We start from the raw sequence: 20,056 nt of genomic DNA on the forward strand, positions 1-20,056 counted from the left end.
CGTCAGTCCTTAACCGCTCCGCCGAGTCCCGAGACCAGGCGTCGCTGTACGAGTACGAAGAAAACCAGCACCGGGATGGTCATTACCGTCGAGGCTGCCATGATCCCTCCCCAGTCGTTCTCCTCCGGCTTGAAGAAGACCAGCAGTGCCATGGGGAGTGTCGACTGCGAGGTGTCGCTGATGATGAAGGACTTGGCGAAGAGGAAGTCGTTCCAGGTGGAGATGAAGGAGAAGACGCTGGTCGCCACCAGTCCCGGGAAGACCAGCGGGAAAAGGATCTGCCACAGGAAACGCGAGCGGCTCGCGCCGTCGATGTACGCCGCCTCCTCCAGCGCCTCGGGAACGGCCTTCACGAAGCCGCGCAGCATCCATACCGCGAAGGGCAGCGAGAAGGCGATGTGCGGCAGGATCAGCGAGCCGAGCGTATTGAGCTGTCCGAAGTCCCTCATGAGGAAGAAGAGAGGGATCGTCAGGGCTTCGATCGGCACCATCTGCGCCACCAGGAACATGATGAGCAGGGTGGTGCGGAACGTGAACCGGAACCGGGTGACCGCTGTCGCCGCGAGAAAGGCGATCAGCGCGGAGGCGATGACCACGGTCGTCGCCACCAGCAGGCTGTTGAGGAAATAGCGGCCGAATTCCTGCTGCTCGAAGACGCGCCGGAACGAGTCGAGTGAGGGAGAGAAGGTCCATGGTCTGGCCTCGGTCGACTGGATCTCGCCCGCCGGTTTGAACGCGGAAAGCACCATCCAGTACAGCGGGAAGGCGACGGCCGCGGCGACCAGCAGGGCGGACGCTTCGGCGGCGAGGCGCCAGGGACGGCGTACGAGACTCACAGTTCTTCTCCCTGACGTCGCAGCAGCCGCAAGTACACGAGCGTGACAGCGAGCAGAATCACCAGCATCACGACGCCGATCGCCGATCCCAGGCTGTACTGCGAGGACGCGAATGCCTTCTGGTAGGCGTAGACATTGAGGACGAGGTTCTGGCCGGCGATACCGCCGCCGTTGGTCATCACGTAGATCTGGGTGAAGATCTTGAAGTCCCAGATGACCGACTGGATGGTGACGACCACCAGGATCGGCCGCAGCATCGGCGCCATGACCGACCGCCAGATCCGCCACTGCGACGCCCCGTCGAGGGACGCCGCCTCCAGCACCTCGCCCGGGATCGCCCGGATGCCCGCGTACACGGTGACCATCACGAACGGGAACGAGCACCACACCACTTCGAGGAGTACGAGCGCGAAGGCGCTGTAGCGCCCGTACGTCCACGAGTGGTCGCCCAGCCCCAGCACCTTGTTGACGGGCCCGAAGTCCGGATCGAAGAGAAACACCCAGACGGTGGAACCGGTGATCGCCGGAGTGGCCCACGCGCCGAGCGCGGCCATCATCAGCGCGAGCCTCGGAACCGCCCGTACGCGCGTCAGCAGAACGGCCAGCGCGCAGCCGAGCGACAGCGTGGCGAGGACGCACGCCGCCGCGAAGACGACGGTCGCGAGGAGCACCTGCCAGAACTGCGGGTCGCCGAAGAGCGTGGCGTAGTTCCCCAGGCCCTTGAAGGTGGTCGGCTCACCGCCGCTGACCTGCGCCTGGGTGTACTCCAGGAAGGAGATCAGGCCGAGCTGGTAGATCGGGTAGACGAGCAGGCCGCCCAGGACGATCAGAGCGGGCGCGAGGTAGAGCCACGGCGTCCAGCCGCTGCCGCGCCGTACGCTCGCGTTCACACCGCTCAACGCACCGCGCCGAACGCGTCGTTCATCTTCTTCGCCGCGTCACCTGAGGCCGCCGCCACGTCCTTGCGGCCGCTGACGACCTCCTGGAACATCGTCGGCAGCACCAGCGAGGAGTCGATCTGCGCCCAGCCCGGTGAGGCCGGGGCCGCCTTGGCGCCCGCCGCGAGCGTCTTGATGAACGGCTCGATGAACGGCTCCTTCTCGGCCGCCGCCCCGCGCACATCGGTGTACGTCGGCAGGAAGCCCATCGCGTCGAAGAGCTCTCCCTGGGTCTTCTTCCCTGCCAGCTGCTTCATCAGGTCCACGGCGAGCGTGCGGTGCGCACTGCTCTTCAGTACGCCGATGTTGTTGCCGCCCGCGAAGGCCGGGGCGATCTCCCCGGCCTTGACGCCCGGCAACGGCACCACCGCGTACTTGCCCTTCACCTTGCCCGCCTCGACGGCGGCGTGGCTGAAGTCTCCGCCGATCGCCATGCCCGCCTTGCCGGACGCGAAGGCGGTGACGGTGTCGTTGCCGCCCATCTCGGCGCACTTGGCGGCCGGGCAGTTGTCGGCGCCGAAGAGCGAGGTGTACGCCTTGATGCCCTTTCGCGCGGCCGGGCTGTCGATGGCGGAGGTGTACGTTCCGCCACTCTCCTCGGCGAGTTCGCCGCCGTGGGCCCAGATGAAGGGCATCGCGCCGTACGTGTACGCGCCCCCGACCGCGAGTCCGTACAGCTCGGGCTTCGCCTTGCGGATCTTCTTTGCGGTGGCGACGAGTTCGGCCTGCGACTTCGGCGGCTTCAGGCCCAGGTCCTCGAAGACGTCGGTGCGGTAGTACAGCGCTCGGACGCCGACGAAGAGCGGGGCGCCGTACACCTTGCCTTCGACAGTCACCGACTGCTCGGCCGTCGGGTCGGTGTCCTTGGCGTCGGCCCAGGCGCCGAACTCCTCGGTGATGTCGGCAAGTCCGCCGTCCTTGACGTAACCGGCGGTGTCGGTGTTGCCGTACTCGATCAGGTCGGGAGCGCTCTTCGGGTCGTTGAAGGCGGCCTTGATCTTCTGGGCGCGGGTCTCGACGGGTATGTACTCGATCTCGACGTCGGCGCCCCTGTGCTCCGCGCGGAAGGCGTCGACGGCGCGGTCGACGACCTTCCGCTTGGGCTCGTTGCTGACTTCCTGGAAGAGCCAGACGCGCAGCGTGCCGCTCTTCTCGTCCTTGTTCGCGCTGTTGTCGGAGGTCTGCGGGGCGCAGGCGGTGGCGGTGAGACCGGCCAGTACAAGGGCGGCCGCGGGCACGGCGATTCGGGCAGAGAGCTTCATCCGGGACTCCTGAGTGAGTCGGCGTTGCACCATACGCAACGTCGGTTTCGCGCTGCACAACAGACAGGAATCTAGATCGGCCGCCACGAGCCGACAAGAGGTCTGAACCACCTCTCCACCACCTTGTGACCAGCGGGAGCGCTCCGTGCAACGCGAACGGCCCCCGCGGCGCGCCGATGCGCACCGCGGGGGCCGGCCCCGTACGTCCTGCTCCTGCTACTTCTTGCCGCTGCTGTCCTTGCCGCCCTTGCCACCCTTGTCCTTGTCGCCACCCGCGCCGAGAGACTCGAAGATCTCCTTGCACATCGGACAGACCGGATACTTCTTCGGGTCGCGGCCCGGAACCCAGACCTTGCCGCAGAGCGCGACGACGGGCGTACCGTCGAGGGCGCTCGCCATGATCTTGTCCTTCTGGACGTAATGGGCGTACCGCTCGTGGTCTCCGTCGCCGCGCGAGGTCTGCGGCGTCGGCTCGACGAGGGTCCCCGTACCTGCCCCGCGCTCGGGCTCGGGCTCAAGAGTGCTCATGGCGTCCAAGGGTACCCACCCCGGACCCGTTCAGTTGAGGCTCGGATCGTCCGGATAAGTCGCGATCATCGCGAGTTTGCTGCGCTGCCTGCGCAGCACGGCCCGCCAGAGGCTCTCCGGCTCCGGCGACGACACATCGCCGGGCTCCGACTCCACGACGTACCAGGCGCCGCTCTTCAGTTCTTCCTCCAGCTGTCCCGGACCCCATCCCGAGTACCCGGCGAAGATCCGCAGCGAGCCGAGGGCCGCCGCGAGGAGTTCCGGCGGGGCCTCCAGGTCGACCAGGCCGATCGCGCCGTGGACGCGCCGCCAGCCGAGAGGCCCCTCGTCGCCGGGGATCACGGCGACGCCGAGGGCCGAGTCGAGCGAGACCGGGCCGCCCTGGAAGACCACGTCCGGATCGCCCGCCAGGCCGGCCCAGGGCAGCAGGATGTCCCGGACCCCCACCGGCGTCGGCCGGTTGAGGACCACGCCGAGCGAACCCTCGTCGTCGTGGTCGATGAGGAGCACCACCGCGCGGTCGAAATTCGGGTCCGCGAGGGCCGGGCTGGCCACCAGCAGCCGCCCTGTGAGCGAGGACACCTCCGTCATGGCAGACATGATCCCGCATATTCGCCCTTCAGGGGGAGCGGACGGCGGTGTGCAAGGCTGCGCAGCTCAGGGCGCACAGCAGCAACGGGAGCGCGCACCACCGGAACGTCACCCTCCGCAGAGGCCGCTGTGCGGAGCGTGTTGTGTCTGATTCATGACATACGCGAAGCCCGCTTGGCCTTATGGCACAGGGGTAGTCGCCCCTTACTCTTTTCTCTGGCCACCTGTCCGACAACTCCGGAACGCGAGATCCATGACCGGCACTGACGATGTACTGCTTGTCCACGGCGGCACCCCGCTCGAGGGCGAGATCCGCGTCCGCGGCGCGAAGAACCTGGTGCCGAAGGCGATGGTCGCCGCGTTGCTCGGCAGCGGTCCGAGCCGACTGCGCAACGTGCCCGACATCCGTGACGTGCGTGTGGTCCGCGGACTGCTCCAGCTGCACGGCGTGACCGTCCGCCCCGGCGAGGAACCGGGCGAGCTGATCCTCGACCCCTCCCACGTCGAATCCGCCAACGTCGCCGACATCGACGCCCACGCGGGCTCCTCGCGCATCCCGATCCTCTTCTGCGGCCCGCTGCTGCACCGGCTCGGCCACGCCTTCATCCCGGGCCTGGGCGGCTGCGACATCGGCGGCCGGCCGATCGACTTCCACTTCGAGGTGCTGCGGCAGTTCGGCGCCACCATCGAGAAGCGGGCGGACGGCCAGTACCTGGAGGCCCCGCAGCGGCTGCGCGGCTGCAAGATCCGGCTGCCGTACCCGTCCGTCGGTTCGACGGAGCAGGTACTGCTCACGGCCGTGCTGGCCGAGGGCGTCACCGAGCTGTCGAACGCCGCCGTGGAGCCCGAGATCGAGGACCTCATCTGCGTACTGCAGAAGATGGGCGCGATCATCTCCATGGACACCGACCGGACCATCCGGATCACCGGTGTCGACTCGCTCGGCGGCTACAACCACCGCGCGCTCCCGGACCGCCTGGAGGCGGCCTCCTGGGCGTCGGCGGCGCTCGCCACCGAAGGCAACATCTACGTGCGCGGCGCCCAGCAGCGCTCGATGATGACCTTCCTGAACACGTACCGCCGGGTCGGCGGCGCCTTCGAGATCGACGACGAGGGCATCCGCTTCTGGCACCCGGGCGGCCCGCTCAACGCGATCGCCCTGGAGACCGACGTACACCCCGGCTTCCAGACCGACTGGCAGCAGCCGCTGGTCGTGGCCCTGACGCAGGCGTCCGGCCTGTCCATCGTCCACGAGACGGTGTACGAGTCGCGCCTGGGCTTCACCTCCGCGCTGAACCAGATGGGCGCGCACATCCAGCTCTACCGTGAGTGCCTCGGCGGCTCCGACTGCCGCTTCGGCCAGCGCAACTTCCTGCACTCCGCGGTCGTCAGCGGCCCGACGAAGCTCCAGGGCGCGGATCTGGTCATCCCCGACCTGCGCGGCGGCTTCTCGTACCTGATCGCGGCCCTCGCGGCCCAGGGCACGTCCCGGGTCCACGGCATCGACCTGATCAACCGTGGCTACGAGAACTTCATGGAGAAGCTCGTGGAGCTCGGTGCGAAGGTCGAGCTGCCGGGCGGCGCGCTCGTGTGACGTTCTGACCTACGCCGAAGGGGCGGCCGTCCGGATCACCGGGTGGCCGCCCCTTTCGCAGTGCTCCGAGCCCTGCCCGGTCCCTCCCGGCGCTCAGTCCCTCTCGGTGGAGGCCGGGGCGCTCTTCGACGCCTGGCCCTGGCCCTGGCCGTCGGCCCCGGACGAAGCCGGTGCCGATCCCATGCTGGCGGCGAGCGTCGCCGTCAGAAGTGCGGCGCCCACCACGAGGAGGGAGCGGCTCGGTCGGGCCTGGTTCGATACGCGCACGGTTTACTCCTGGGTCACTGAGTCGGCGAAAGCGCGCCTTACCAGTTCCCCGAGACGTAAACCTTTTGTTCCCATGGTCTTCCGGAGGCCGTGAGCGGCCTTCTGCGGGCGTACGGCGCCCGGCCCGCCCCCTGGGTGCTCCTGCCCGTCGCGGAGCCTCCACCGGCGGGGCACGCGCGTACCGGCGGCGGGTACGCCGAAGGGGGCGGCCACCCGGCGTATTCCGGATGACCGCCCCCTTCGGGTGTGCCCTGGGTGTTACTTGCCCTTGGCGGCTTCCTTGAGCTTGGAGCCCGCGGAGACCTTCACGCTGTAGCCGGCCGGGATCTGGATCGGGTCGCCGGTCTGCGGGTTACGAGCGGTGCGAGCGGCACGGTGGGTGCGCTCGAAGGTCAGGAAGCCGGGGATGGTGACCTTCTCGTCGCCCTTGGCGACAATCTCGCCGACGGTCTCGGCGAGAGCGGCCAGCACGGCGTCGGCGTCCTTGCGGGTCACGTCGGCGCGGTCGGCCAGGGCGGCCACCAGCTCACTGCGGTTCATGTTTGTACTCCCGTGTTCTTCTTGCCTGTAAGGCGTGAGATCGAAGCCGATGCTGCCAGGGCCCTCGGACAGTCCCCGGACCCGGGTCTGTCGTCAGACCCTCGCGCCCAAATACGCATCCTGCCCCCACCAGCGGCGGGAAAGCCAATCCGGCACCCTCCGGAGTCACACGAAAAGCGCCACAGGCTCGACTTGGTGACGCTCCGTCCGCTGCCGGAAGCGGACCGCAGGGCTCTGCAGGGGCCCTGCGGGCTCATTGCCCGCCACCCTAGAGGGGCCCGTGAGGCCCTGCGACCCGCGACGCGCCGGGTGATCCGCCGGGAAAGCTCAGGCGGACGTGGAACCCGTCACAGCGGAGCCCACGGACTTCGCCGCCGTACGGACGGCGCCCGCGACCGCGCCCGCCACCTTGTCGTTGAACACCGACGGGATGATGTAGTTCGCGTTCAGCTCGTCCTCGGTGACGACGTTCGCGAGGGCCGCCGCGGCGGCCAGCATCATCTCCGTGTTGACGGTGCGGGAGTGGGCGTCCAGCAGGCCTCGGAAGACGCCGGGGAAGACCAGCACGTTGTTGATCTGGTTCGGGAAGTCCGAGCGGCCCGTGGCCACAACAGCCGCCGTCTGACGGGCGATTGCGGGCTCGACCTCGGGGTCCGGGTTCGCGAGCGCGAAGACGATCGCGCCGTCCGCCATCGCCGCGACGTCGTCGCCGTTCAGGACGTTGGGGGCCGAGACGCCGATGAAGACGTCGGCGTCGACGACGGCCTCCTTGAGGGTGCCGGTGACGCCCTCCGGGTTGGTGTTGTCGGCGATCCAGCGCAGCGCGCCGCCACCGGCAGAAGCAGTCGCGGCGTCGGCGAGGTCCTCGCGGGCCGCGTGCACCACGCCGTGGATGTCGGCGACGACCGCGTGCTTGACGCCGGCCGCGATCAGGAGCTTGAGGATGGCCGTACCGGCCGCGCCGGCGCCGGACATGACGACCCGTACGTCACCGATCGACTTGCCGACCACGCGCAGCGCGTTGGTCAGCGAGGCGAGGACCACGATGGCCGTGCCGTGCTGGTCGTCGTGGAAGACGGGGATGTCGAGGGCCTCGCGCAGCCGCGCCTCGATCTCGAAGCAGCGGGGCGCCGAGATGTCCTCGAGGTTGATGCCGGCGAAGCCGGGGGCAATGGCCTTGACGATCGCGACGATCTCGTCGGAGTCCTGCGTGTCGAGGCAGATCGGCCACGCGTCGATGCCGGCGAAGCGCTTGAAGAGGGCGGCCTTGCCCTCCATGACGGGCAGCGCGGCCATCGGGCCGATGTTGCCCAGGCCGAGCACCGCGGAGCCGTCCGTCACGACGGCGACGGAGTTGCGCTTGATGGTCAGGCGGCGGGCGTCCTCGGGGTTCTCGGCGATCGCCATGCACACGCGGGCGACGCCCGGGGTGTAGATCATCGAGAGGTCGTCACGGTTGCGGATGGGGTGCTTGGACGCCATCTCGATCTTACCGCCGAGGTGCATCAGGAACGTACGGTCGGAGACCTTGCCCAGGACCACGCCCTCGATGTCGCGCAGCCCCTCGACGATCTCGTCGGCGTGCGCGGTCGAGGTCGCCGCGATCGTGACGTCGATCCGCAGCTTCTCGTGGCCTGAGGCGGTCACGTCGAGGCCGGTCACCGACCCGCCGGAGGACTCCACGGCCGTGGTGAGCTGGCTGACCGCGGTCCCGCTCGCGGGGACCTCCAGCCGGACCGTCATCGAGTACGAGACGCTGGGCGCCGTTGCCATGGCCGACTTCCTCTGCTTTCCCTAGCTTCATTGCTACGCCGCCGCGACTGTTGCCCGGCGGCGCCCTCCGATGGTCGCACCTACCTGCGGGTAGCAGGTAATGCGTTCATTTTGTTTTCGGAAAGTGTTTTCCACCATACGAGAACCGCAGGTGAAACAGAAGAGGTCCGTGGAACCCAGGGGTTCCACGGACCTCTTTGTATGTACGTACTAGGTGGCACCGACCCGCCATGCTCGCCTCGCGGCAAGTGGTCGCTCGAAGCGACGAAGGTTGGGCCCGGGGGCTTGGATCGAGCCGGTGCCACCCCCAGGCTAACAAACCACCCCGGGAAGCGATTCCCCGATGACAGGTCGACCCGGGATCTGTCCCGGATCAGCCCCGGATCGGCCCCGGATCAGCCCATCATCAGTCCTTCAGCAGCGCCGGGACCCCGTCCGGGCCCGGCTTGTCGCGCTCCCCCGACACGACCGTGAGCTGCTGCGTCGCGCGCGTCAGCGCCACGTACAGCACCCGCAGACCGGCCGGGGACTCCTCCGCGATCTCGGCCGGTGACACGACGACGGTCGCGTCGTACTCCAGGCCCTTCGCCTCCAGGCTGCCCAGCGCCACGACCCGCTCACCGAGCGGCGCGAGCCACTTGCGGGCCTGCGCGCGCCGGTTCATCGCGACGACGACGCCGACCGTGCCGTCCACCCGGTCCAGGAGGCGCTGCGCCTCCTCCCGGACGGTGGTGGGCAGGTCCTTGCCCCGTACGACGGCGAAGCGCGGCTCCACGCCCGTGGAGCGGACCGCGGCGGGCGACTCCATGCCGGGCATGGCGCGTTCCAGGACCTTGGCGGCGAGCGCGGCGATCTCCGCCGGGTTGCGGTAGTTCACGGTCAGCGTGAAGCGGCGGCGCGGGCGGGCGCCGAGGGCCTCGTCGCGGGCCGCTGCCGCCTCGTCCGGGTCCGTCCACGAGGACTGGGCCGCGTCGCCGACGATCGTCCAGGTGGCGTGCCGGCCGCGGCGGCCGACCATCCGCCACTGCATGGGCGTGAGGTCCTGTGCCTCGTCGACGATCACGTGCGCGTACTCCGTGCGTTCCTGCGCGAGCCGCTCGGCCCGCTCCCACTGCGTCTCCTCACGCTGCGGCATCAGCTCTTCCAGGCCGCTGAGCTGGTCGAGCGGGTCGTACTCGCGCTTCTTCCTCGGCCGGGCCGGGGTGCCGAGCAGCGTGCTGAGCTCGTCGAGGAGCGCCACGTCGTGCACGGACAGGGGGCCGTTGCCGTCCGCGTCCAGGCGGCGCAGCGAGCGGGCCAGCTGGCGTGTCTCGCGCGGGTTCAGGATGCGGCGGGCCCAGCGGCCGAGCCGCTTCTCGTCGGCCATGGCGGCGAGCACGCGGCGCGGGGTGAGCTCGGGCCACCAGGTGTCGAGGAAGTCGATGAAGTGCTGCTCGGTGGCGATGTCCTCGTCGAAGCCGGAGCGCAGTTCGGCGATCAGTTCCTGGTCCGTGTACCGGCCGCGACCGCTGGACTTCGACCACAGCGCGTCCAGGAGCAGCTTGCGGGCGCGCGGGCGCAGCAGGTTGACGGGGGCAGTGCCGCTGAGGACGTTGTGGCGGATGCGGTTCAGATCGTCGGCGTTCAGCTCCACCCGCTGGCCGAAGGCGATCACCCGCAGGCGGGTGGGGGTCTCGGCGGTCGGTGGATCCTGCTGCTCTTCCTCGTCACCGAAGGTCAGCTGGCCGTCCTCCGCCGGATCCGGGGCGGGCGGCGCGTCCAGGGCGCCGCGCGCCGCGTGGCGCAACACCTTGAGCATGCGCGAGGAGCCCTTGATGCGGGCGATGTTCGGTTCGTCGTACGTCGACGCCTCCGCGCCGTCGACCAGCGAGCCCACCGCGCGGATCGCCACCTGGCCCTCCTCGCCGAGGGAAGGCAGCACGCCTTCGGTGTACGCGACGAGCAGCGGCGTCGGCGAGACGACGAGGATGCCGCCCGCGTACCGCCGCCGGTCCTGGTACAGCAGGTACGCGGCGCGGTGCAGGGCCACGGCCGTCTTGCCGGTTCCCGGCCCGCCGGAGACCTCCGTGACGGAGGCGGCGGGGGCGCGGATGACCATGTCCTGCTCGGCCTGGATCGAGGACACGATGTCGCGCATCGTGTGGCTGCGGGCCTGCCCCAGCGCCGCCATCAGGGCGCCGTCACCGATGACGGGCAGCGCCGCGCCGTCGAGCGTGGCCGTCAGCTCCGGGCGCATCAGGTCGTCCTCCACGCCGAGGACCTTGCGGCCCTTGGAGCGGATGACCCTGCGGCGTACGACGCGGCCCGGCTCCTTGGGCGTGGAGCGGTAGAACGGCGCGGCGGCCGGCGCCCGCCAGTCGATGACCAGCGGGGAGTAGTCGGAGTCGAGTACGCCGATACGCCCGATGTGCAGCGTCTCGGCGATGTCCGCGGCGAGGTCGGGGCATACCGCGTCGTCGGCCGGCTCCACCGAGGTGAACGCGCCGTCCGGGCCCTTCTCGCCGTCCTTGCCCCGGAGCAGGTCGATGCGGCCGAAGAGGAAGTCCTCGAACTCGTTGTTGAGCCGGTTGAGGTGAATTCCGGCGCGGAAGACCTGCGCGTCCCGCTCGGCGAGCGCGCCGGGCGTACCGACCTGGCCGCGCTTGGCGGCGTCGTTCATGAGGAATTCCGCCTCGTGGATCTTCTCCTCCAGACGGCGGTACACCTGATCCAGATGATCCTGTTCCACACCGATTTCGCGGCTCCGTGCCGACTCCTGCGAGGAGGAGTCGGCAACGGAACTCACGGAATCGACAGCGGCATCCTGCGCGGCCACCGAGGCCCCCTTCTGACGTGCTGCGGGCAGCCGTCAACCGTACGCGACGGGGGGCCGCGACCGCACCTGTCAGGAGCGGGAGATTGTGCTGATCTGTCGGGCTTCTGCCGGCGTTCTGGCAGGGCTCTGTCAGGCTTCGACCTCGACCAGGCGCTTTCCGTCCAGCGTGCGGACCTCGAAATGGTCGATCTCGCTACGGTTCATCGCCGCGCCGCCGTGGACGTACAGCGGGTTCTTCGCGACCTTGTGCGTGCTGCCCGGAATGCCGTATCCCCACTCGGGGACGGCCCACGTCGTCACTGTCTCCTCGTCGCCGTCCTTCGAGACGGCGATCAGGCTGCACTTCAGCGGGCCCTTGACGTTCTTGAGCTCCAGGACGGTGTGGGTGCCCCAGGCCTTCCGTTCCATCCCTACCGTCGCACTGACCTTCGTGGAGGTGTCGGTCGCGACGATCTTCTCCTCCATGTGGTTGAAGAAGGCGTCCTCGGCGGGGCTGGTGGGATGGGCCTCTCCCGCGATGTGCCGGTCCGGGTCGTTGCCGCCGGACGTCGCGACGACCGCGACCGTCGGGCCGCCGATCACCAGCGCCGCGGCGGCCGCGACCAGGTAGAAACCGCGTCGGCGGCGCTGTGCGCGGCCCGCGGCGACCTCGTCGGTGAGCCTGGTGAGCAGCTGCGGGCTCGGCTCGGTCAAGCGCGGTGGCGGGCCCGGGGCCTCGGCCAGGGCCGCGAGCATCGGTTCCATGCCGGCGAAGTCGTCGAGCTGGGAGGCGCAGTACTCGCAGTAGGCCAGGTGGGCTTCGAAGGCGGTGGCATCCGCGTCGTCCAGGATGCCGAGCACGTATGCGCCGACGGCGTCATGCTCGGAGTGCCGGTCGTGCGTCGTCATGCCGTCACCCCTCGTTCCTCCAGCGCGAGCTTCATGGAGCGCAGTGCGTAGAAGACCCGGGACCTGACGGTCCCACTGGGTATGCCCAGCACTTCGGCCGCCTCATTGACCGTACGCCCTCTGAAGTACGTCTCGACTAGTGCTTCCCGGTGAGCGGGAGTCAAATCATCGAGCGCGTCGGAGAGCGTCATCAGCCACAACGCCTTGTCGATCTCGTCCTCCGCGGGCATGACCTCCAGCGGTGACGGATCGACCTCCTGCGGCCGGGACTGCCGGCTGCGATGGTTGTCGATGACGATGCGTCGAGCGACCGTCACCAGCCAGGGGCGGACAGAACCGGTCGCCCGGTTGAGCTGACCGGCGTTCTTCCAGGCACGGATGAGCGTCTCCTGTACAACGTCCTCGGCCCGCTGGCGGTCGCCGGCGACGAGGCGGAGTACATAGGCGAGCAGTGGTCCGGCGTGTTCTCGGTAGAGAGCGCGCATCAACTCCTCGTCCGGTGTCGGTTTTTCGGCGCGCGGTCGCTCGCTGCGATGTCGAGCCCTGTGCTGACGGCTATCGGCCACGGCCGCATCCTCGCGCACCCGAACCTCCCGGTCGAGACCCTGTGTGGCTCCCTCTCCCATCACTACGCAGGGGTTCGGCGATCGACTCAACGCAATCCGAAAAAGTTTTCAGACGTCTGAGCCTTTGGCTGAGGCCGCAGCTGTGGCCGTGCCGGCGGTGGTTGTCGCCCGGCGCCGGTGCCGTGCCACGCGCTCCCGGTTGCCGCACACCTCGCTGGAGCACCAGCGCCTGCGGCGGCCCCTGGACGTGTCGAGGTACAGGCGGCGGCAGTTGTCGCCCTCGCACTGGCGCAGCAGGGCACGGGCCGCGGGGTCGGTCACCAGGTCCACCGCGTCGCGGGCGACGGCGGCGAGCAGCGGTGCGCATGCCGGGGCTTCGCTGAGAGTCCTGACCCAGGATCCGTCCGGCGTGCGTACGGCTCTGACGCCGGGGGGCGGGGTCGCGGCCAGTGCGTTGATACGGCGCAGGGCCCGGGGGGCGGGGCGGTCCGCGAGTGCGGCGCGGGCCAACTGGTTGATGTCCTGCCGCACTTCGGTGAACCGGTGGACCCACTCGTCGTTCACGGCGTCCAGCTTCGTCCCGGCGGGAACGAGCCTCGCCCCCACCAGCCACTGCCGGAGGCGCGCGGGGTGGCTCAGTTGCTCGGTGGGGTGCGCGCCTGTCGCCACCAGGTCCAGGCAGAGCCGTCCGGAATCGAACCGCAACTCGCACGAGCCTGTGCCGGCTGCCATGCGTCTGTCACCGCCTCGGGGTTACCGGTGGGTGTCGTCCCACCCAGAGTGCCCGGCGGCCGGGCCCGCCGGAACCCCTCCTACCGGTGCAGGATGCGCTGGAAGAGCTCGTGGTCGCGCCACGCGCCGTTGATGTGGAGGTAGTACGGCGCGATACCGATCTCCGCGAAGCCGGCCTTGAGCAGGACGCGTTGGATCCAGTAGTCGAGGTTCGCGCTGCGGAAGGGACCCAGGACGATGCTGGAGAGGGTGAAGCCGCCGAAACACGGCGTCGCCTTCGGCGGGGATCACCCTCGTACGGTAAGTGGCGGGAGCTGGGGCCCTGGGGGGTCGTGCGGGCTTCCGCTCCGGGCGCCGGGCGCGGGGGCCTTGCGGTGCGGTTCGACACGGACCCTCCCGGCACCGTGACATGCGAAGCCGGTGAGGTGGTGCCCCGTGGCGCGGGATCTGCCCACTGCGCCGCCGGGGCCGTGCGCCTCCCCGGCTACGCGTCCGCGTACTTCGTGTCCGCCGACGGGTCCAGGGCCAGGCGGTAGCCGCGCTTGACGACCGTCTGGATCAGGTTGGGGGCGCCCAGGGAGGTGCGCAGGCGGGCCATCGCCGTTTCCACGGCGTGTTCGTCGCGGCCCGAGCCGGGGAGCGCGCGCAGGAGGTCCGCGCGGGAGACGACCCAGCCGGGGCGGCGTACCAGGGCCCGCAGCAGGGACATTCCCGCCGGCGGCACCGGACGCAGCTCGCCGTCGACCACGACCGCCTGGCCACGGATCTCCAGGAGGCGGCCGGCGACCGGCAGGGTGCGGGCGCGGCCCGGGAGCTCACGGCAGATCAGCTGGACCAGGGGGCCGAGGCGGAAACGGTCGGGCTGGACCGTGTCGATGCCGTGCGCCTGGAGCGGGAGGGCGGTCACCGGGCCCACGCAGGCCGCCAGTACGTCGTGGCCGAGGGCCGCCAGAAGGTCCGGCAAAAGTCCGCGTTCCTCGGCGCGGGAGAACAGTGACGCCGCGGCCGGTGCACTGGTGAAGGCGAGGGCGTCCACGCCCCGGGACACGGTCACGTCGATGAGGCGGTCCAGCGGTGCGATGTCCTCCGGCGGCATCCAGCGGTACACCGGCACCCCGACGACTTCCGCGCCGCCCGCCCGCAGCGCCTCGACGAAGCCGGGCAGCGGTTCGCCGTGCAGCTGGATCGCGATTCGGCGGTCCGCCACGCCTTCGGCGAGGAGGCGGTCCAGTACCTCGGCCATGGACTCCGAGGCGGGTGACCACTCCTCGGTGAGGCCGGCGGCCCTGATCGCGCCCTTGACCTTCGGGCCGCGGGCGAGGAGTTCCACGCCCTGGAGCCGGGCCAGCAGCGCATCGCCCAGGCCCCAGCCGTCCGCGGCCTCCACCCAGCCCCGGAAGCCGATCGCCGTCGTCGCGATCACGACGTCGGGCGCGTCGTCGATCAGCTGCTTGGTCGTGGCCAGGAGCTCACTGTCGTCGGCCAGCGGCACGATCCGCAGCGCGGGCGCGTGCAGGACCGCCGCGCCGCGCCGCGTCAGCAGCGTGCCCAGCTCGTCGGCGCGCCGGGCGGCGGTGACGCCTACGGTGAAGCCCGCGAGGGGCCCGTGCCGGGGCTCCGGCTGTGGATCCTGCTTGACGTTGTTCACGGACATCGCGTACCCGGCTCTCAGTACCGCTGTGCTGGTGATGCGGAGGACCGAGCTTGTCAACCTCACGTGACAGGCTCGGTTCCTTCGTATTTCCCGGCCGTTACGGACTGAGCCGCTCACACCTCTGCATAGGTGAGCTGCGGCTTCGCCGGTACGGCCACCGGACGCCGAAGGTATACCGCCCAGGTGACGACGAAGCACGCGGCGTAGAAGGCCAGGAAGGCCGCGAAGGCCGCCGTGCCCGTTCCCGCCGTCTGGAAGGACTGGCGGAACGCGAGGTTGATCGCGAGACCGCCCAGCGCGCCGACCGCACCGATCAGCCCCATGGACGCCCCGGAGAGCCGCCGCCCGTACGCCGCCGCCGCCTCGCCCTCCATACCCTTCGCCAGCGCCTTGGCCTGGAAGATCGCCGGGATCATCTTGTACGTCGAACCGTTGCCGAGGCCGCTCAGGACGAAGAGCGCGGTGAAGCCGGTCAGGAAGACCGGGAGGGACTTGGCGGTCGAGGCGTAGACGACCACCGAGGTCGCCGCCGCCATCGCCGCGAAGTTCCACAGCGTGATGCGCGCGCCGCCGAAGCGGTCCGCGAGGGAGCCGCCGAGGGGGCGGATCAGCGAGCCGAGGAGCGGGCCGATGAAGGTCAGCGAGGCGGCCTGGAGCGGCGTACGGCCGAACTGGGTCTGGAGGACCAGGCCGAAGGCGAAGCTGTATCCGATGAAGGAGCCGAACGTCCCGATGTAGAGGAAGGCCATGATCCAGGTGTGCCGGTCGCGCACGGCCGCCTTCGCCGCCCCCGTGTCGTTGCGTACGGGCGCCAGGTTGTCCATCCAGAGAGCCGCGCACACCGCCGCGATGATGATGAGCGGGATGTACGCGCCCAGCAGGATGCGGGGGTGTGTCGCGCCGGCCACCGCGATGACCAGCAGGCCCGCGAGCTGGACCACGGGTACGCCGATGTTGCCGCCGCCCGCGTTCAGACCCAGCGCCCAGCCCTTCTTGCGCAGCGGGAAGAAGGAGTTGATGTTCGTCATGGAGGAGGCGAAGTTTCCGCCACCGACGCCGGTGAGCGCCGCGACCACCATGAAGGTGGTGTACGAGGTGCCGGGCTCCATCACGGCGTACGCCGCGCCTGTCGGCAGGAGCAGCGTCAGCGCGCTGAAGATGGTCCAGTTACGGCCACCGAAGCGCGCCACGGCGAAGGTGTACGGGACCCGGACGACCGCGCCGACGAGCGTGGCGGTGGCGATCAGGAAGAACTTGCCCGCCGGGTCGATGCCGTACTCCGGGCCCATGAACAGCACCATGACGGACCACAGGGTCCAGATCGAGAAGCCGATGTGCTCGGAAAGTACGGAGAAGAGCAGATTGCGGCGGGCGATCCGCTCCCCTGCTTCTTTCCAGAAGGTTTCGTCCTCGGGGTCCCACTGTTCGATCCACCGGCCTGCCATGACGCGCCTCCACGAGTTCTCGGGTCGTGGAGGCGACGCTATGGACAGTGGATTTCAGGCCCGTGCCGTGAGGTGACCGACGCGCAACCTTGCTCTCACCCTGGGGTCACCCCGGCTGTGAGCGCTTCTTGGGTGCGCCGTTGGGCCACATGCGCGGTTTGCGCTGGGCCGCGACGTCTTCCAGCCAGCCGACCGCCACGATCATCAGGCCGATCAGCGGCCAGACGACGATCAGCATCAGTGTGGTGTACGCGCTCTCGATGTAGCCGGAGTACGTCGGCCAGACACCCGGGATCTCGAAGAGCAGGTCGATCACCGGGATGGTCGCCATGATCAGCAGGTTGTGCCAGAGATAGATCGTCACGGCACGGTTGTTCGCGAGTGTGATGACCGTGTCGAAGCCCTTCAGCTTGGGCGGGAGTTCCTTCCAGGCCGGGGAGTACTGGAGAAGGATCACGCAGAAGCCGAACGACCAGGCCGCCTGGGCGAGCGGGATGTCGTTGAGGTCCCAGCCGTCCGCGGTGAGGTGCCAGGAGGCCCACCACAGACCGAACGCCATGATCAGCGTGGACACGGACACCGAGATGTAGCGCGGGATCTTCTGGAACAGACCGTCGTTGTGGGCGAATCCGAGCACCCAGCAGGAGCCGTAGACCGCGAAGTCGGTGAAAGCGTTGCCGAACTCGCCGGGGATCGTGAAAAGACCCGAGCCGACGACCGCTGTGACGCCGAGCGGCGCGAGCAGGGTCACCCACGGCAGCTTGCGGAACGCCCACAGGAGCACGGGAGACGCGATGACGAACCACAGGTACGCGCGGATGTACCAGAGCGGGCCCGCCGCCTGAACCGCCCAGGTGTCCTCCAGGAGGCCGGCCTTGTCACCGCTGTGCCAGGGGTACGGCGGTGCGCCGACGGGGAAGACGTAGTTGACCAGCTTGAGGAACCACCAGATGCCTTCCTCCTTCAGCGGCTCCCAGCCGAAATAGAACATGATCGGTACGACGGTGAGCGAGAACGCCCACATGGGCGGCAGCAGCCGTCGGATGCGGCCCCGGATCACACCGGCGGCCGGCCGCTTGAGCGAGCGCGCCATGAGCGATCCGGCCAGCGCGAACATCACGCCCATGGACGGGAAGAGGACCGTCAGCCAGGCCCAGCCGAAGATGTGGTAGACGACGACACGGACGAGCGCGATGGTCCGCAGGACGTCGAGGTAGCGGTCGCGGCCCGGCCGGGCCGCCGCCGGGGCGGGCCCTCCGGCGGGCGCGGCGGCCGTCTTGTGTCTGGCCCGCGGCATCTGCGCCGTGGCGTCGGCGCCGAACACGCCGTCGTAGGTGGTGGTGTTCGCGTGGGCGGCCGTGGTGCCGTACGCGGGCCCGCTGCCGTACGCCGGCTCCGTGCCGTAGGCGGGGCCGGGGGTGGTGCCGGAGGTCATGCGACGGGCCTCTTCTCGTTGCTCCGCTGGCGCTGGCCCGGAATGGAGCCGGGCGCCTCGACCGCACCGGTGCGCCGCAGCTTCTGCCAGCGCAGCCGGCCACCGGTCAGTGCGGTGATCCAGGACTGGAGCAGCACGACGTACATCAGCTGCCGGTAGAGGATCTGCTGGAGGGGCAGCGAGATCAGGTGGGTCATCTTCTCCCGGTCGAGCCGGAAGGCGTACGCGGCGCAGACCGCCTGGATGGCGAGAACGCCGAGCCAGGCGACGACGGTCTTCTGCGTGGGGCCGAAGACCAGGCCGTACAGCAGGAATACGTCGATGAGGGGTGCGAGCAGCGGGAACAGCACCATGAAGAGGGAGACCAGCGGGAGGCCCACGCGGCCGAAGCGGCCCGACGGGCCGCGCTCGATGACCGCGCGGCGGTGCTTCCAGATCGCCTGCATCGTGCCGTAGCTCCAGCGGTAGCGCTGCGACCACAGCTGCTGCACGCTCTCCGGGGCCTCGGTCCAGGCGCGGGCCTTCTCCGCGTACACGACCCGCCAGCCGTCGCGGTGCAGCGCCATCGTGACGTCGGTGTCCTCGGCGAGAGTGTCCTCGCTCATGCCGCCGAAGCGCTGCAGCGCGTCCGCGCGGAAGGCGCCGACCGCGCCGGGGATCGTCGGCATGCAGCCCAGCACGTCGTACATGCGCCGGTCGAGGTTGAAGCCCATCACGTACTCGATGTGCTGCCACGCGCCGATCAGCGAATCGCGGTTGCCGACCTTGGCGTTGCCGGCGACCGCGCCGACGCGGGGGTCGCCGAAGGGCTGGACCAGCTCACGGACGGTGGCGGGCTCGAAGACCGTGTCGCCGTCCATCATCACGACGATGTCGAAACGGGCGTGCGCGAGACCGTTGTTGAGCGCGGCGGGCTTGCCCGCGTTCTGCTGGCGTACGACGCGCACGTTCGGCAGGCGCATCGCCTCGACGATGTCCGCGGTGCCGTCCGTGGAGCCGTCGTCGATGACGATGATCTCGATGGGGTGCTCGCTGGACATCAGCGAGCGGACCGTATTGGCGATGCACTCGCGCTCGTTGTAAGCCGGGACCAGTACCGAGACGGGCTCCGTGTACTCCGGGCCCCAGCTGAAGTCCCGCCTGCGGACCTTGCGCGCGTGCAGGAACGACAGCAGCAGCATCAGGCCGAAGCGCAGCATCACCAGGAAGCCGATGACGGCGAGGCCGCCGACGAGAACGGCGGTGGTGCGCTCGGAGAAGGCCACGGCGTAGACCCAGGCCTTGCCCTTCCACAGCTCGGGGCCCGTGACCTGGGTGTGCGCGGTGGGCGCGCCCAGGGCCTCGGTGAGGTTCGTGAACGTGTAACCGCGGTCCTGCATCGCCGGCAGGAAGCGGTCCAGGGCCGCCACCGTCTGCGAGCGGTCGCCGCCGGAGTCGTGCATCAGCACGATCGAGCCGTCGGTGCCCTTGGGGGTCGCGCGCTTGATGATCGCTTCGACGCCGGGGCGCTTCCAGTCCTCGGAGTCGGTGTTGTTGAACGCCGTGATGTAGCCGCGGCTGCCGATGTACTGCGTGACGGGCCACGACTTGTTGTCGAGAGCGTCGGAGAACGAGGAGTACGGCGGCCGGAAGAGCGAGGTCCGGATGCCGGCCGCTCCCGCGATCGCGAGCTGGTTCTGGGACAGCTCCCAGTCGATGCGGTCCGTGGACTGGTAGGAGAGGTCCGGGTGGTTGAAGGTGTGCAGCCCAATCTCGTGCCCCTCCTCCACCATCCGCTCGACCAGGTCGGGGTGGCGCGAGGCCATCGTGCCGGTGACGAAGAAGACGCCGTGTGCGTCGTACTGCTTGAGCTTGTCGAGGACCTTCGGCGTCCACTCCGGGTCGGGGCCGTCGTCGAAGGTCAGGACGAGCTTGCGGTCCGGGATGCTGAGCGCCTTGGGCGACTGCGCGCTACGCGCGTCAATAACCGGGCCGCCCTTGAGGATGCGCTCGGGGACCCGGTCGACGGGCGCGGGGGGCCGAACACGGTGATCGGCGAGGATCTCGCTGTGTACGTACCCGCGCAGCATCAGCATCGCGAGCAGCGCGACCAGGAAGAGCGAGGGCAGCAGGTAGCGCATGGGGATGCGCCGCCGGGCGGTACGCCGGCCGCGGGTCCCGCGCGAGGCCCCGGTGGGGCGCTGGGCGCGGTT

Annotated in this window: 17 protein-coding genes and 1 pseudogene; 1 reads left to right on the forward strand and 17 read right to left on the reverse strand. The window is 69.6% G+C overall.

Annotation, left to right across the window (positions count from 1 at the left end):
- Positions 1-2: 2 nt before the first annotated feature.
- The 5 genes from ACWIHY_RS13120 to ACWIHY_RS13140 form a co-directional block, all read right to left on the reverse strand.
- Positions 3-836, reverse strand: a complete 834-nt coding sequence (locus tag ACWIHY_RS13120; protein ID WP_454375722.1) for a carbohydrate ABC transporter permease — start codon at positions 834-836, stop codon at positions 3-5.
- Positions 833-1,735: a carbohydrate ABC transporter permease gene (locus tag ACWIHY_RS13125; RefSeq protein WP_454375723.1), complete on the reverse strand. Its 903-nt coding sequence runs from the start codon at positions 1,733-1,735 to the stop codon at positions 833-835. Before ACWIHY_RS13125 ends, ACWIHY_RS13120 begins: the two co-directional genes overlap by 4 nt.
- Positions 1,732-3,036, reverse strand: a complete 1,305-nt coding sequence (locus ACWIHY_RS13130; RefSeq protein WP_454375724.1) for an extracellular solute-binding protein — start codon at positions 3,034-3,036, stop codon at positions 1,732-1,734. Before ACWIHY_RS13130 ends, ACWIHY_RS13125 begins: the two co-directional genes overlap by 4 nt.
- Positions 3,037-3,252: 216 nt before the next feature.
- Entirely contained in the window at positions 3,253-3,564 is a 312-nt protein-coding gene (locus ACWIHY_RS13135) for a DUF3039 domain-containing protein (protein WP_028815328.1), read from the reverse strand.
- A 30-nt stretch (positions 3,565-3,594) separates the two neighbouring features.
- Complete coding sequence (locus tag ACWIHY_RS13140) at positions 3,595-4,155, reverse strand: YqgE/AlgH family protein (protein WP_454375725.1); 561 nt, start codon at positions 4,153-4,155, stop codon at positions 3,595-3,597.
- Positions 4,156-4,408: 253 nt separating this feature from the next.
- Here ACWIHY_RS13140 and murA point away from each other — a divergent pair, with 253 nt between their 5' ends.
- Entirely contained in the window at positions 4,409-5,749 is a 1,341-nt protein-coding gene (gene murA, locus ACWIHY_RS13145) for a UDP-N-acetylglucosamine 1-carboxyvinyltransferase (RefSeq protein ID WP_138895473.1), read from the forward strand.
- A gap of 93 nt (positions 5,750-5,842) precedes the next feature.
- Here murA and ACWIHY_RS13150 read toward each other — a convergent pair whose 3' ends face one another.
- The 12 genes and pseudogenes from ACWIHY_RS13150 to ACWIHY_RS13205 form a co-directional block, all read right to left on the reverse strand.
- Positions 5,843-6,016: a hypothetical protein gene (locus ACWIHY_RS13150; RefSeq protein ID WP_454375726.1), complete on the reverse strand. Its 174-nt coding sequence runs from the start codon at positions 6,014-6,016 to the stop codon at positions 5,843-5,845.
- Between the two features lie 258 nt (positions 6,017-6,274).
- The gene (locus ACWIHY_RS13155; RefSeq protein ID WP_028815325.1) at positions 6,275-6,556 is read right to left on the reverse strand and encodes an HU family DNA-binding protein; all 282 of its coding nucleotides are present in this window, start codon (positions 6,554-6,556) and stop codon (positions 6,275-6,277) included.
- Positions 6,557-6,883: 327 nt separating this feature from the next.
- Entirely contained in the window at positions 6,884-8,329 is a 1,446-nt protein-coding gene (locus ACWIHY_RS13160) for a malic enzyme-like NAD(P)-binding protein (RefSeq protein WP_454375727.1), read from the reverse strand.
- Between the two features lie 406 nt (positions 8,330-8,735).
- Positions 8,736-11,144, reverse strand: coding sequence for a HelD family protein (locus ACWIHY_RS13165; RefSeq protein WP_454375728.1), 2,409 nt, complete (start codon positions 11,142-11,144; stop codon positions 8,736-8,738).
- 129 nt (positions 11,145-11,273) lie between these two features.
- Positions 11,274-12,032, reverse strand: coding sequence for an anti-sigma factor family protein (locus tag ACWIHY_RS13170; RefSeq protein WP_454375729.1), 759 nt, complete (start codon positions 12,030-12,032; stop codon positions 11,274-11,276).
- Positions 12,029-12,658 carry a sigma-70 family RNA polymerase sigma factor gene (locus ACWIHY_RS13175; protein ID WP_214969366.1) on the reverse strand — a complete coding sequence of 210 codons (630 nt, stop codon included), beginning with the start codon at positions 12,656-12,658 and terminating at the stop codon, positions 12,029-12,031. Before ACWIHY_RS13175 ends, ACWIHY_RS13170 begins: the two co-directional genes overlap by 4 nt.
- Before the next feature lie 48 nt (positions 12,659-12,706).
- Positions 12,707-13,330: a CGNR zinc finger domain-containing protein gene (locus ACWIHY_RS13180; RefSeq protein ID WP_454375730.1), complete on the reverse strand. Its 624-nt coding sequence runs from the start codon at positions 13,328-13,330 to the stop codon at positions 12,707-12,709.
- A gap of 80 nt (positions 13,331-13,410) precedes the next feature.
- Positions 13,411-13,524, reverse strand: a pseudogene (locus ACWIHY_RS13185) (GNAT family N-acetyltransferase); the annotation flags it as partial.
- A gap of 290 nt (positions 13,525-13,814) precedes the next feature.
- Positions 13,815-14,984 (reverse strand): uroporphyrinogen-III synthase, encoded by a 1,170-nt coding sequence (locus ACWIHY_RS13190; RefSeq protein WP_454375773.1) that lies wholly within the window; start codon positions 14,982-14,984, stop codon positions 13,815-13,817.
- 113 nt (positions 14,985-15,097) lie between these two features.
- Positions 15,098-16,429, reverse strand: coding sequence for an MFS transporter (locus ACWIHY_RS13195; RefSeq protein WP_454375731.1), 1,332 nt, complete (start codon positions 16,427-16,429; stop codon positions 15,098-15,100).
- Positions 16,430-16,535: 106 nt separating this feature from the next.
- A complete protein-coding gene (locus ACWIHY_RS13200; RefSeq protein ID WP_454375732.1) occupies positions 16,536-17,864 on the reverse strand; it encodes an acyltransferase family protein in 1,329 nt (442 codons plus the stop codon).
- Positions 17,861-19,984 carry a bifunctional polysaccharide deacetylase/glycosyltransferase family 2 protein gene (locus ACWIHY_RS13205; protein WP_454375774.1) on the reverse strand — a complete coding sequence of 708 codons (2,124 nt, stop codon included), beginning with the start codon at positions 19,982-19,984 and terminating at the stop codon, positions 17,861-17,863. Before ACWIHY_RS13205 ends, ACWIHY_RS13200 begins: the two co-directional genes overlap by 4 nt.
- Positions 19,985-20,056: the final 72 nt, after the last annotated feature.

It is taken from the genome of Streptomyces sp. NPDC055287 (genome assembly GCF_053646035.1).